The 13,992-nt window shown below is 54.3% G+C and carries 13 protein-coding genes; 6 read left to right on the top strand and 7 right to left on the bottom strand.

Translation table 11 applies throughout. The features are described 5' to 3' along the window. Positions 1-370 (top strand): glycosyltransferase (locus ABQ298_05995; GenBank protein ID MEQ9823917.1); only part of this gene is annotated, 370 nt, incomplete at its 5' end. A 77-nt stretch (positions 371-447) separates the two neighbouring features. Continuing rightward, entirely contained in the window at positions 448-999 is a 552-nt protein-coding gene (locus ABQ298_05990) for a WcaF family extracellular polysaccharide biosynthesis acetyltransferase (GenBank protein MEQ9823916.1), read from the top strand. 95 nt (positions 1,000-1,094) lie between these two features. Here the strand turns inward: ABQ298_05990 and ABQ298_05985 are convergent, their stop codons facing one another. Then, entirely contained in the window at positions 1,095-2,081 is a 987-nt protein-coding gene (locus tag ABQ298_05985) for a malate dehydrogenase (GenBank protein ID MEQ9823915.1), read from the bottom strand. Positions 2,082-2,203: 122 nt separating this feature from the next. After that, positions 2,204-3,247, bottom strand: a complete 1,044-nt coding sequence (locus ABQ298_05980) for a 3-deoxy-7-phosphoheptulonate synthase (protein ID MEQ9823914.1) — start codon at positions 3,245-3,247, stop codon at positions 2,204-2,206. 59 nt (positions 3,248-3,306) lie between these two features. Between ABQ298_05980 and ABQ298_05975 the strand changes: the two genes are divergently transcribed. After that, complete coding sequence (locus ABQ298_05975) at positions 3,307-4,254, top strand: hypothetical protein (GenBank protein ID MEQ9823913.1); 948 nt, start codon at positions 3,307-3,309, stop codon at positions 4,252-4,254. A gap of 35 nt (positions 4,255-4,289) precedes the next feature. Here ABQ298_05975 and alaS read toward each other — a convergent pair whose 3' ends face one another. Together alaS and ABQ298_05965 are read right to left on the bottom strand one after the other, a co-directional pair. After that, complete coding sequence (alaS, locus tag ABQ298_05970) at positions 4,290-6,947, bottom strand: alanine--tRNA ligase (protein ID MEQ9823912.1); 2,658 nt, start codon at positions 6,945-6,947, stop codon at positions 4,290-4,292. 177 nt (positions 6,948-7,124) lie between these two features. After that, a complete protein-coding gene (locus ABQ298_05965) occupies positions 7,125-7,844 on the bottom strand; it encodes a hypothetical protein (protein ID MEQ9823911.1) in 720 nt (239 codons plus the stop codon). Between the two features lie 154 nt (positions 7,845-7,998). Here ABQ298_05965 and ABQ298_05960 point away from each other — a divergent pair, with 154 nt between their 5' ends. From ABQ298_05960 to ribD, 3 genes are all read left to right on the top strand, one after another. After that, a complete protein-coding gene (locus ABQ298_05960; GenBank protein MEQ9823910.1) occupies positions 7,999-8,781 on the top strand; it encodes a hypothetical protein in 783 nt (260 codons plus the stop codon). Then, entirely contained in the window at positions 8,765-9,346 is a 582-nt protein-coding gene (locus tag ABQ298_05955; GenBank protein MEQ9823909.1) for an RNA polymerase sigma factor, read from the top strand. The genes ABQ298_05960 and ABQ298_05955 overlap by 17 nt, the downstream gene beginning before the upstream one ends. A 100-nt stretch (positions 9,347-9,446) precedes the next feature. Next, positions 9,447-10,586: a bifunctional diaminohydroxyphosphoribosylaminopyrimidine deaminase/5-amino-6-(5-phosphoribosylamino)uracil reductase RibD gene (ribD, locus tag ABQ298_05950; protein ID MEQ9823908.1), complete on the top strand. Its 1,140-nt coding sequence runs from the start codon at positions 9,447-9,449 to the stop codon at positions 10,584-10,586. Here the strand turns inward: ribD and ptsP are convergent. The 3 genes from ptsP to ABQ298_05935 form a co-directional block, all read right to left on the bottom strand. Beyond that, positions 10,583-12,361, bottom strand: a complete 1,779-nt coding sequence (gene ptsP, locus ABQ298_05945; protein ID MEQ9823907.1) for a phosphoenolpyruvate--protein phosphotransferase — start codon at positions 12,359-12,361, stop codon at positions 10,583-10,585. The genes ribD and ptsP overlap by 4 nt on opposite strands. 146 nt (positions 12,362-12,507) lie before the next feature. Beyond that, entirely contained in the window at positions 12,508-13,395 is an 888-nt protein-coding gene (ispE, locus tag ABQ298_05940) for a 4-(cytidine 5'-diphospho)-2-C-methyl-D-erythritol kinase (GenBank protein MEQ9823906.1), read from the bottom strand. Then, the coding region (locus ABQ298_05935; GenBank protein ID MEQ9823905.1) for an NAD(P)-dependent oxidoreductase at positions 13,395-13,992 on the bottom strand (598 nt) is incomplete at its 5' end. The genes ABQ298_05935 and ispE, both read right to left, overlap by 1 nt.

Genomic DNA, 13,992 nt, shown 5'->3' with positions numbered 1-13,992 from the left:
CTGTGAAAATCAGAGTTGGTTGCAGGACTTGAAAATGCGTTCCCAACAACTGCAGAAAGGTGGGCCGATCCAATCCATTGAATGGCTGCCGATGGTTCGTGATGCCGTAAAGTGGGGACTGTTGCAGGCGTCAGAGGCATTCATCCTGCCCTCGCATCAGGAAAATTTTGGGATCGTGGTTGCGGAATCCCTGGCATGCGGCACTCCCGTTCTGCTTTCAGACAAGGTCAATGTGTGGGAGGAAGCCAGCACAGGAGGAGCTGGATTTGTTGCCACTGATGATCTCGATGGTACCGCATCGCTCCTGCGACAGTGGTTGGCACTGGACGCTGAACAGCGGCAGCAAAGACGCAGCGCAGCGCGTGCGTGATTTTTGAATGCATTTGAGATCGGACAGAATTCGAAACGATTTTTTGAACTCCTCGAGCAAGTATGTCAGAATTCGCAATGAAACAGACCCGACTCGATCAGTTTGACGCCTCCCTTGGACTGGATCGGGGGCGCCCCCGGTGGGTGGAGATCTGCTGGTATGTCGTCAAGCGCTGCTTTTTTCTCACCAGCATACCCTGGCCGAATCGCTTGCAACTCTGGCTGCTTCGGTGCTTTGGAGCCACCGTTGGCAAGGGCATCAATCTCAAACCACGTTTGAACATCCACCTGCCATGGAAGCTGTCGATCGGAGATCACGCATGGTTGGGAGAGGAGGTGTTCATTCTCAATTTTGAACCGGTCCACATCGGTGCACATGCCTGCATCTCCCAACGCGTCTTTTTGTGCACCGGAAACCACGACTACCGCTCGCCACAGTTTCATTTTCGCAATGCTCCCATCAGCATTGAGGCGGGTGTCTGGGTGGGGGCTCAGGCATTTGTGGGACCCGGCGTCGTGATCGGAACCGAAAGCGTCGTCACGGCGGGTTCCATTGTGACCCGCTCGCTGCCAAGCAACCAAATCTGCTCGGGAAATCCCTGCGTGCCTGTGAAAACCCGCTGGGATTGATCCATTCTACAGCATTGCTGATACAAAAAGGCTCCCGATACTGAATCGGGAGCCTTTTGTAGTTTATTGGGGTTGGAAAAACTGTGCGCCGGGTCTTAGCTGGGCAACAGGTCCTTGGTCAGTTCCTTTTCACCCAGCAATTCCTCAACGGATGCATCAATCTTCTCGCGACTGTAGGCATTGATTTCAACACCTTGCACGATCTCCCATTTTCCATTTTTCACTCGAATAGGGAAGGAAGAAATGATGCCTGCCGGCACACCGTAGCTACCATCGGAGCAGACGCAGATACTGGTCCAGTCACCGTCGGGAGTATCCGTGATCAATGAGCGAACTGTGTCGATCGCTGCATTGGCCGCCGATGCAGCAGAGGAAGCCCCACGGGCCTGAATGATTTCCGCGCCGCGCTTTTGAACCTTGGGAATGAAGGTATCCTTGAGCCATGCTTCGTCACCGATCACCTCAAGCGCGGGCTTGCCATTGATTTTGGCGTTGTAGAAGTCCGGGTATTGCGTGGCGGAATGATTCCCCCAAATAGCCAGATTGCTCACAGCGGTGATGGGCACACCAGCCTTTTGAGCGAGTTGGGATTTGGCGCGGTTTTCGTCGAGACGCGTCATCGCAAACCAGCGGTCGCTGGGAATTCCGGTTGCGTTGCTCATGCCGATGAGGCAGTTGGTGTTGCAGGGATTTCCAACGACGAGCACACGCACATCTGCGGCAGCGTTTTTGGCGATAGCCTGTCCCTGGCTGGTGAAAATCTTCCCATTGATTCCGAGAAGATCACCGCGCTCCATACCTGCCTTACGGGGTACACTTCCCACAAGCAATGCCCAGTTGGCATCCTTGAATCCCTCATCGAGATCGGAAGTAGCCACGACATCGGTCAGCAGCGGAAATGCACAGTCGTCGAGTTCCATCACAACACCCTTAAGTGCGTCCATCGCGGGTGGAATCTCGATCAGGTTGAGTGCAACGGGCTGGTCCGGGCCAAAAACTCCCCCAGATGCGATACGGAATACGAGTGCGTATCCGATGTTGCCGGCAGCTCCTGTTACAGAAACACGAATTGGATCTTTCATGATTCCGAACATAAGTTTTATTAATGCTTTGCCAATAAAATATGAGCAAAAACCAACGAAAAATTTTTCGTTGGTTCAGTGATCTTTCGACTGCCCCCTCAAACCTGGTGTAACGACGGTGCTCAGCTCAACAGCTCGTGAGCTTTCAGCAGCAGGGATTCGGTTTCCTTCCAACCGATGCATGCATCGGTGATGGATACCCCATATTTCAGCTGGGCCTTGGGGGCGGGGAAGGGCTGGTTGCCAGGTTCAAGATTGCTCTCAAGCATGACGGCTCGAATGCTTGCCAAACCCTTCAGACGGGACTGCAGAACATCAAGCATCACGTCGGACTGTAGGTTGTGGTCCTTATTGCTGTTGGCGTGCGAGCAATCCACGGTCACCGACTCGGGCAATCCATGACGTGAGAGTGCTTCAGCGCATTCCTGTATGTGTTCAGCCGAGTAGTTGGGTCCCACCTCACCTCCCCTGAGGATGACATGGCAATAGGGATTTCCCTTTGTGGAAACGGCTGATGCCTGGCCGATGTAGTTGATTCCCATAAACGTCATCGGCGCTGATGCGGCTTTGACGGCATTGATGGCTGCAGTAAGGTCTCCCGAAGTGGAATTTTTGAACCCCAGGGGCATCGACAGGCCAGAAGCCATTTGTCGATGGGTTTGTGACTCCGTGGTGCGTGCCCCGACTGCGGACCAGCAAATCAGATCGGCGATGAACTGGGGAGTGATGGGGTCGAGCAACTCTGTGGCGGTTGGCAAGCCAATGTCAATCAGGTCGAGCAGAAAGCGACGTGCCGATTTTAACCCCAAAGGCAGGTTGCACGAGTTGTCGAGCAGCGGGTCCATGATGAGTCCCTTCCATCCGACAGAGGTCCTCGGTTTTTCGAAGTACGAGCGCATCACGATGAAAATGCGGTCTTCGACCCGGTTGGCGAGATCCCGCAATCTGCGTGCATATTCCAGTCCAGCAGCTGTGTCGTGAATGGAGCATGGACCCACGATGACCATGAGGCGGTCCTCTTTCCCGAACAGGATATCGCTGATGGTACTGCGATACGAAGAGACACGGTCCGAGAGGGATTCCGAGACGGGGATCTCCTCCCGAATCGCAAACGGCGAGGGCAGCGGTTCGGTGTTGAGTACGTTTAGATCGGATACTTGGCTCATCGTTGTGGATAAAAGCTGTCCTTTCTTGACGGAGATTGGGGATAGTTCAACCTCATAATATGTCGCAGTTTTGTGGATACCAGGGTTCATTTGCATCGTGTTTACACCTGTCGGGTGCGGATGCGCGTGCATTTGTAGGTAGTCAGATCAGCGTGTCCGTTCCCCAAGTGGATCGGCCCAGCTGGGCGTATGGGTTGTGGTTGAATGCGAAAGGACGCATCCTTGCCGACAGTCATGTGTGCGCATTGGCGGAGGACTCCTGCCTGCTCTGGAGCTTTTCCTGTCCCGCCGAGCTTCTATCCGATACCGTAGCGCGCAATCGCGTCGCGGATGATGTGGATATCACTGATCTCACAACGGAATATGAAGCCTGTGTGCTGTCGGTTGAAGCACCTGAACATCAGGCTCTGAAAGACATCCTGCAGCAGATGCAGATTCCCTGGCCTTCGTGTCCGGAAGCATTTGAAGGTGACGATTTCATTGCCATCGGCGGCAGTATTTTGGGTCCGACGTCACTCACCTTGATCGCTTCACCTTGCTTTCATGAACGTCTGCGGACGCAACTGGCCCTTGCGCTTCCTGCCCTTCGGATCGATTCGATTGCAGGAGAGGCATTTGAGTATGCGAGGATTGACCGACGCATTCCCTGGATTCCCCAGGATCTCAATCACCGCAACCTGCCCCAGGAGGGCAATTTTCCCATGCAGGTAGTGGATACTGCCAAGGGTTGTTTTCCCGGGCAGGAGATCATGGCGACATTTCGGAAATCGGGCCGCATTTCGAAACGCCTGCGCTGCTTCGAAATCGACCCGGGGGATGCATCGGCATTGACCCTGCCCGCAGTTATTCGCGGAGGTTCGAGCGAAGTCGGCTCCCTGACCAGTGCCGCAACCTGGCAGGGAAAAACACTGGGACTGGGATTGTTGAGGGAGCGTGCAGTCGGCAGAGAGCTTGCACTGACTGATGCCAGCGGCAAACAACATGCGTTGCGACTTCGGCCTGAGTGAGGCCGCTGAGTCCATTTAATGCATGGATCGCAAGTTCATCCAAGGCTGTCGAGCACCTGCTTGAGATTGCCCTCGTTCCGGGCACCTCCCATGGCAAAATCCGGTTTTCCCCCGCCTTTTCCACCCAATTTTTGTGCGATGCCAGAGAGAATGGAACCGGCGTTCAGACCACTGGCAATCGCTTCCGGGGAACAGAGACAGACGACCGACACCTTATCCTCAAGCTCGGCACCCAGTACCACAACTCCGGTTCCCAGTTCCTTGAGGATGCGCACGCCCATGCTGCGCAGCTCATTTGCATTGGCAACCTCCAGTTTTCCAATCGCCCAAGGGGTGCCATTGATGATCCGTGGGTGTTTGGCGAGCGAATCCGCTCCCTGACTGGCGGCGCCCATGCGCAACTCTGTGAGTTGTTTCTGAAGTTGCCGCCGGTCGTCGAGCAGTTCCTGTACCCGGGGTCCCAGCTCTGCGGGTTGGCATTTGATGGATTGGCAGGCTGTCGAAGTTGCCTGGGAAAGCGTGTCGAAGTAGCGGGCAAAGGCGTGTCCGGCGACGGCCTCGATGCGACGTGAGCCTGCGGCAATCGCGGACTCCTGCACCACCTTGAGAAAGCCGATTTCTCCGGTCGTGCGTGTGTGTGTGCCCGCACAAAGTTCCTTCGAGTATCCCCCGATATCGACTACCCGGACAGTGTCACCGTATTTGTCTTCAAAAAACGCAAGAACATCCTCCGGTTTTTGATCAAAGGGAGTTTCAAAGTCCACAACAGCGTCGTTGGCGAGGATTTTGTCGATCACCAACTGTTCGATCTCGGCAATCTGCTCAGGCGATACCTTCTCAAAATGACTGAAATCAAATCGCAATCGATCTGGAGTCACCAGTGAACCTGCTTGATGCACGTGCGCTCCCACCACCTTTCGCAGTGCCCAGTGCAACAGGTGCGTCGCGCTGTGGTGACGCTGAATCGCGCGGCGTCGCTCTACATCAATGGAGAGTTCGACCGTGCTGCCGATGACTGCAGCGTCAACCAGGCCGTCGACTTCGTGAAGGTAGATGCCATTGGCGTCGATGGTGGTATTGAGCACCGGGTAAACCTGTTCGTGGATACGGACTGAACCCGTGTCGCCAACCTGTCCGCCCTTTTCTCCGTAAAAAGGAGTTTTCGGAAACACCAGATAACAGCGACCTTGCTCGGAGGGAAGGATGGCTTTGAGTTGGGCCGGATAGTGGGTCCAATTCTCCGGTGCATAACCCTCAAACACGGTCGCCTCATGATCACCGGATTTTACGGTGATGATGGATTTTTTCTGAGAGGCACGGGCCCGTTCGCGCTGTGCTTCCATGTGTTCGTGAAACCCTTCAGTATGCACGGTAAGGCCTCGCTCCTGTGCGATCATTTGCGTCATCTCGAGCGGGAACCCATATGTGTCATACAAGGTGAAGACGGATTCACCGGACAGCTGTCCCTGCGATTCTGCGGCAAAGCGGTCGAACATCTGCAAGCCCTTCTCGAGGGTTTTGTAAAACGAATCCTCCTCTGCGGAAATCACCTTGTGAATGAGTTCACTGCGTTCCTGCAGTTCGGGAAAGACCGGCCCCATCTTGCGGACAAGCGCGGGTACCATTTTGGCGAAGTCACCGCAGCGCATACCCAGCTTTTGGGCAGCGAGAATGCCCCGGCGAAGGATGTGGCGGATGACGTAGTTTCGTCCTTCATTTCCCGGGAGAATTCCGTCTCCGATCGCAAAACACACGGCGCGCAGATGGTCTGCCATCGCACGCAGACGAATATCCGTGAGTTCCTGATCGCTGAGATTGTGTTTGCGCGTCGGAACGGTGGCGGCATAGGTCTTGCCACACAGTTTGGAGGCCTCTTCAAACAGATCGGTAAACAGATCACTGTCGTAGTTGGATGGTACGCGTCCAAAGTGGGTCAGATTATTCGTGGAGGCGAAAATCCCGGCCACGCGTTCCAGTCCCATTCCGGTGTCAACGTGTTTGGCTGCCAGCGGTTCAAAGTTTCCCTCAGGGGTGGCGTTAAACTGGATGAAAACGAGGTTCCAGATTTCCATGCAATAGGCTGAGTCCTGATTGACTAACTCACCCTTTGTGTCGCCTTTTTCGGTCAGATCGATGTGGACCTCGCTGCACGGTCCGCATGGACCCGTTTCGCCCATCATCCAGAAGTTGTCCTTCTTTCCCCCATAGCGAATGTGGATTTTGGGATCCAGACCATCTGCAGTCAGCAGTGCAGACCAGAGGTCGTAGGCTTCCTGGTCAAATTCGGCGGGATCTCCATCGCCCGGTCGGTAAACGGTGACATAGAGGCGGTCTTTGGGGAGTTTCCACACGCGCGTGAGCAACTCCCAGGCCCAGCGAATCGCCTCTGCCTTGAAATAATCTCCAAACGACCAGTTTCCGAGCATTTCGAAAAAGGTGTGATGGTAAGTATCAAAACCCACATCCTCGAGGTCATTGTGTTTTCCACCTGCGCGAATGCACTTCTGGGTATCGGCCACACGGCGCTGGGGAGCTTCGCGTTCACCCAAAAAATAGGGGACAAATGGATTCATGCCTGCATTTGTAAAGAGCAGGTTTGGAGCCGAAGGCAACAGGGGTGCAGACGGCACAATGTGGTGCCCCTGTGCTTCGAAGTAGTCCTGAAAGGATTTTCTGATGCTGGCGGAATCCATAACCTCCCTAAAAAAGGCTGCAGGCCTGCGGCTTTCAATCTTTTACTGCAAGGCCGAGCCAATTCGCGCACATGGAATTCAGTTGGCTTGAACGCCGTACAGCAAGACTCCCGTGGTCCGCTACCTGCTTATCAGCAGTGTGTTGCGGCGCACGGGAGCTGTGGGTGGGTGTGACTGTCAGGGAATCCTGAACGGGATAACCGCACGAGTGATGACTGCTTTGCCGTTACGTGTGGGAGGCTCAAACTCCCATTTGAGCAACGATTCGAGCATGATGGCTGCTGCAAGTTCCTCAGTGTTGTAGTCTTCCTTTATGATCGGAATTCGTACCTTGCCTTTCTGATCAATGAAAAACTCAAAGGTGACGGTTTCGCCCGAGCTGTCCCTTGCTAGCTGCGGGGAAATGCGGGGAGTTTCCATGTGAATGGGCTTTGGAATGGAATCCAGATCGCGGAATGGAATCACCAGGTGGAAATCATCCCGCATGCTCTTCGTGAAACTGATCACGGCCTCAAGCGGGGTGAGTGAAACAACAGCTCCCTCGTTGACAAAACGAATCTGGAATTCGATGTAGCTCCAAGAGGGTTCACCATTGTAGGTCACGGGTTCGATCTTCCACTCCCCGATGACATTGTTGATGGACTGGATCAGTTTCATGTCATTGGTTCGAATGGGAACCCAGTCATCGACATAGCCCTTATCGTTGAACAGAAAGGCTCCGTCGATGGTGGCGACTCCATTGACATTGAGATAGAGGGAGTCATGGATCCAGGGCTTTACGAACTTCTCAAAAACGAGGACTTTTTCGTCATTTGCCCGGAGGGCCTGTCCTGGAAGCATGCCGACACCAAGGAGGGCAGTCAGGACGAGCGAACGTGTGAATAAGTTGCATTTCATAGGATGCCTGGGTTAGTATTTGAAAGATGGTTGGGTGCGTTCATGACATGCTAAACCGCGTCCCTTCCCGATTCCTTCAAAAAAAATATGTGAAGGGTTTATGCGTTGGGATTTGTAATATGCATGTGCCGTTGAAGTTCGAAATCCGTTCGCTATGAAAACCTCACCTGAAGATCCGCTTGAACCCATTCTGCAAAGTTGGCATGTGAACCCACCAGCAGATCCCGATTTCAGTCATCGTGTGCACCATCGCATTCATGAACATTTTTTTGCACACGATGCGGATCGGGAATCCGCTTCACTGGGCACGGGGGTCGTGCGCTTCTTCTGTTTGCGTAACCTGGGGCTTTCGGCAGCAGCGCTGTTGCTGGTCACTGCGTCCGTGTTGCTGACGCTTCGGTTTCATCCTGGAATTCCGGAAGAGAGGCAAATTCCGGAGAGTTATCAGGTCGTGATCGATCCTGCACAGACCGCGCGCAGCCTGTTTTCAGCTCCTGGTGGTTTTGAATCCCTTCCGGAGAAACCGAATCTGTCGCGTGATTCCTTTGATACGGCGCTGCACTGGATTGAAAAGGAAGTTCAGCTTCAGCCCGCCCAGGTGGTTCAGTTTCAACGCGTGCATGAGCGGTTTTTTGATGAGTATCAACGCTTGTGTGAACAACTGTTCGAACTCGAAAATCAATACCGTCAGTTTGAGAGGGATCGCATCTCCGGGCAACCCGTCGATCTCTTTCGGGTACACGCAAATTTTGAACAACAGAAGCAGATCTACCAGCGCACTATTCAGCTGCAGCAAGAGCTGATCCGTGAGGTTTCATCGGTGCTGACTCCCCAACAGCAGGGTGCCTATGGTCGATTGTTCCCCAATACCCCAACTCCTGGTCACAATGTGCCTTCGGCGCGCATCGACCCGCCCACCCGTGAATGGCAAATCTGACAGTGCATTGATGCAGGAACTTCAAGCCGGGAATAAGACAGCTCTGGATATTCTCATGCAGCGATGGGAGACACCCATCAAAGCGTATATTTATCGATTTACCCAGGCCCCGGATTGGGTGGATGAACTTGCACAAGAAACCTTCGTTAAGGTGTACATCCATGCGACCGAGTTTGATACGAGTCGGCGTTTTTCACCCTGGATCTATGCGATAGCAACCAACTTGTGCCGGAATTGGAGGCGCTGGCGAATGCGCCACCCGTCCCTTCCGTCCGAGCATTCGGTGGAATCGCTTGAAAATGATCCTGTGAATGGAGATACATCTGCTCCGCCTTTGCCCTCGGTGCAGCTGGAGCAGAATGAGAGTCGTGAGGCTGTCAAACGTGCGATTGCAGAACTGCCTGATGTGCTCAAGAGCACGCTGATACTGTATTATTATCAGGGTCTGTCGTATGAAGAGATCGCTGAGATGTTGCGCTGTTCACGCCGAGGCGTGGAAACCCGTCTCTATCGCGCACGCCGCCTCCTGCAACCCAGGCTGTCGAAGTGGTCCCGGGTTGGCTGAACCCTGTGGCGACATCGGACTTGTCATTTTGCAGATCAAGCGAGTGTCTACCGTGATTGTGGGTTTGCGTCTCCCACGCTTTGCCTCAGCATGATGAGGCATGAACCAACAGGTTGTCCTGGATGAAAAATGGATGCGTCATGCGCTGAATCTGGCAAGGCTGGCATGGGGTGCGACACATCCGAACCCAATGGTCGGCGCGGTCCTGGTGGATGCTGAGAATCAGGTGATTTCCGAAGCGTATCATCATCGAGCGGGTGAACTGCATGCTGAGCGATTGGCCCTGCAACAGGTGACATTGTCCCCGGAGTTGGCAAAGGCTGCCACCCTCTATGTGACGCTCGAACCCTGTTGTACGCAGGGAAGGACGCCACCCTGCACGGCTATCATTCTGGAGAAGGGAATCCGTCGGGTGGTCGTCGGAGCGATCGATCCCAACCCTGATCATTGTTCCCGTGGGATAGAACTGCTGAGGGAGCAGGGCGTCGAGGTGATCACCGGTGTGCTTGAAGGTGAGTGTAGGGCGTTGAATCCGATCTTTCACCACCGCATGCAAGTCCGCAAGCCGCTGATCGCACTCAAGACTGCAGTGACGTTGGATGGCAAGGTGGCAACTGCAGCCGGCATGTCAAAATGGATCACAGGAGCGACGGCAAGGCAGCATGTCATGCATTGGCGCAGGTATTTCCCCGCTGTGGGTGTGGGAGCAGGAACCGTGTTGTCGGACAATCCGAGTCTGACGGTGCGCGAACCGGGGCGGGAGATTTTGGGTCGGGTGCGATATGTGTTTGATCGCTCACTGCGCACAGTCTCACGCATGGACAGTCTGCAGGTGTTCACCGACCAATGGGCGGAGCAAACCTGCCTGGTTACCGATGAACGTCATGCAGAATCACTGTTGGCACCTTATCGATCCAAAGGCATTCAAATCCTGCAACTACCCTTGTCGGGCGATGTGTTTCCACTGCAACTCTTCCACGAACATTGCATGCAGCGGGACATACCGGGGATTTATCTGGAAGGGGGACCGGGCCTTGTCCGCAGTCTGCTGGCGGTAAAGGGAATCGACTACCTGTTTCATTACCAGGCACCGAAATTGTTTGCATCACATGTGGCGCCGGGGTTTTGCGATGGACTCGCTATTGAGCGACCTGATGATGCTCCGTTTGTGGTCGATCCTCAATTTGAAATCCTTGGCACCGATGTGCTGACTCACGGATTTCTAAACTATCCGGTTTAGTGAAGAATGTCCCTGAAGATCTCGATGTGGAAGGCCTTGAGAATCTGGTAGATGCGGATGGGGTTGCACAGTTGAAGAGATTCGTCGGCCATTTGCCGCGCGCGTTCTACCGAAAGGTGCCGGATCAGGTATTTAATTTCGGCGTAGGACGACGGTGCGACGCTGAGTTCATCGACTCCGAGGCCGATGAGCAGTGATGAGAAAATGGGATCGCCCGCCATCTCACCGCAGACGCTCACCTTGACCCCTTTGCTGTGTGCCCCGTCGACGATTTGTTTGATCGTGCGGATGACGGCGGGGTGGTAGGGTTCGTAAAGATCGGAAATCATGTCGTTGGTGCGATCCACTGCCAGCAGATACTGGATGAGATCGTTGGTTCCGATGCTGAGGAAGCTGCAATGTTCCGCGATGGAGTCGCTCATGACCGCAGCACTGGGAATTTCGATCATGCTACCGACTTCAATGTTGCGATCATACGATACATTCTCGGAGTCCAATTCGGATTTGACCGCTTCGAGCAGGCGGTTGGCCTCGAGCAATTCCCCCAGTCCGGATACCATGGGATACATGATCTTGATGGGGCCGAATGCGCTGGAGCGAAGAATGGCGCGCAGTTGGGTTTTGAAAACTTCGGGAAAACGCAGGGAGTATCGAATCGCGCGCAGTCCCATAAAGGGGTTGCTCTCCCTTCCCTGTTGTCCCGCAGCGGCGAGCAGCTTATCCCCGCCCAGGTCAAAGGTGCGAAATACGATAGGGCGCCCTTTTGCAGCTTCGATCACGGCTTTGTACTCTTCAAACTGCTGGGCTTCGGGAACCATGGTGTTGTCCTTGAGCAGAATGCTCTCGGTGCGGAATAAACCCACACCATCGGCTTGGAGGCGCTCCAGTTGCTCTGCTTCCCTCACTCCTTCGATATTGATCATCAGGGGAATATGCTGGTGATCGAGAGAAAGCCCAGGTTCGGCAATTTCCGAGGAGAACACGGCTGCGACGGTTTCCTTGCGACGGCGGAAGGCGTCGTATTCTGCCAGGGTTTCTTCAGAGGGATTGATGACCACTATGCCCTCGTAGCCGTCGACCAGGACTGTGTCCCGTTCCCCCACAAGATCACTCGAATTGTGCAGTCCAACCACTGCAGGGAGTTCGAGCGAGCGTGCCATGATAGCGGTGTGGCTCGTTGCACCCCCCGTATCGGTGATGATGCCCTTCAATCCGATCGAATGCAGGGCACTGGTGTCAGAGGGATGAAGGTCTTTTGAAATCAGAATGCAGCCGGCAGCGATTTCGGGAAGTCGTCCGATTGTCGCCTCGCTGTGCCCCAACAGGTTGCTCAGCAGGCGACGGGTGACATCGCGGATGTCATTTACCCTTTCCTTCAGGTATTCATCGTCGATGTTGTTGAAGAACTCGATGTACTTCTGGGAAATCTGATGAAAGCAGAATTCCACGTTGTATTTGCTGCGGCGCACCTCGTCGTGGGTCTCTCCGATCAGTGCAATGTCTTCCAGCACGAGCAAATGAGCATCAAAAATTTTTGCTTCATCCTCTCCCAAGTGTGTCGCAATGTCGCTGCGAATGGCCTGAATCTGGCGGCGGGTTTCGAGCAGGGCATTGTCAAAACGCTCAAGTTCCGCATCAATGCCGGACTCCTGGATGAAGTACATCGGCACGTCGAGTTCACGTTTCTGAAACAGAAATCCCGGGGCACTCACGATGCCTGGTGAGGCAGGAACGCCTTTGAGTCTGATTTCCTGTTTCTGTAGTGGGTCCGACATGCTGGGGTATCAGAGAATGGAGAACACATCACTCCGACATTGTTCAGACTGTGAATTCCCCTGCCAGTGTCAAACTCCGCGTTGTTCGGATTTTGCGAATCCTTGAGGACGCGACAGGAGTGGACAAGAAGGTCGGTGGGGGATCGTCAGTCGGTCATGATGCGGCAGAGCTGTATCCATGCGGTTGGTCCCCAACACTCACGAATGCACTCGGTGATAGCAATGGAATCGCTTTTGGAGTCTGTCCAGGCAAAACAGGCACTTCCGCTTCCCGACATAAACGACTCCAGTCCAAACCGTTCCCGCAGCTCAGTGCGAAGCGTGGGAATGGCAACGTATTTGTGATCCACAACGGGACTCAGGTCGTTGCGCGCACAACTGTACCATGGACGTTGATGGCAAAGCCAATGCTGCAACTCCTGTGCAACGGTTTCGTGAGCGGTGTATCCGCTTGGATATCCTTGTCGGAGTTGTTGGTACGCCCATGCTGCTGAAACCGGAAAACCGGGATGAAAGACTAGCACACTGCGGTTCCGCAGCTGGTCCTCGAGGCTTCCGTTGATCTGTTCGATCTGTTCTCCGCGACCGCGCATGCGCAGCAATCCTCGGTAAAAAAAGAGTGGGCAGTCGGATCCCAGCTCTGCGGAGAGCTCACATAGCCTCTGCACGGGCAGTGGTTCTGGGTTGAGGGAGTTGAGCGCGAGCAGCAACGTAGACGCGTTACTGCTTCCTCCACCAAGACCTGCACCAAGAGGGATGCGTTTTTCCAGTTCCAGGGTCAGCGGTACATCGTAATCGCAGATGGAACGATACCGTTCCAGCGCTTGGTAGAGTAGATTTCGGGAGTCCCAGGCTAGCTCGGGTGTGTTGCAGGAAAAATGATCCCCTCCGTCGGTTGAACGGGTCAGTGTGAGCGTATCGCCAAAGTCCAATAACGTGACCAGTGAGTCGAGTTCGTGAAATCCATCCGATTCCCGGATTCCCGTTACCGCGAGGTAAAGATTGAGTTTGGCTGGGGAAATCCAGGTGGACATCAGAGAAACTGCGACAGGGGAGTGTACGGAAGATCAAACGTATCAGCCACCGCCTGATAGACCACTTTTCCATCGTGCATGTTGATGCCGTGCTGGATGGATGAATCCATGCGAGCAGCTTCGAGAATGCCCTTGTTGGCAATTTTGACAACATAGGGGAGTGTCACATTGGTCAAGGCGACCGTGGAGGTAACTGGCATCGCTCCCGGCATGTTGGTGACGCAGTAGTGAATCACACCTTCTTCCTCGTAGATGGGGTCCTTATGAGTCGTGGGACGCGAACTCTCGAACGAACCGCCCTGGTCGATCGCGACATCGACCATCACCGCGCCCTTGCGCATGGTTTTGAGCATGTCGCGCGTGATCAATTTAGGCGCGCGTCCACCATGTACCAGCACACCTCCAATCACAATGTCCGCACGCTTTACCAGACTGCGAATGTTTGCTGGATTCGACATCAGGGTGAACACGTTGGACGGCATTACATCGTCAAGATAGCGCAATCGGTCCACATTGATGTCGAGCACGAAGACGCGCGCACCCAGTGCGGCAGCCACCTTGGCTGCGTTGGTACCGACAATGCCAGCGCCCAGCACC

This window comes from Puniceicoccaceae bacterium, assembly GCA_040224245.1.
Taxonomy (GTDB): Bacteria; Verrucomicrobiota; Verrucomicrobiia; order Opitutales; family JAFGAQ01; genus JAKSBQ01.
This window is presented reverse-complemented; position numbering and strand designations above follow the sequence as displayed.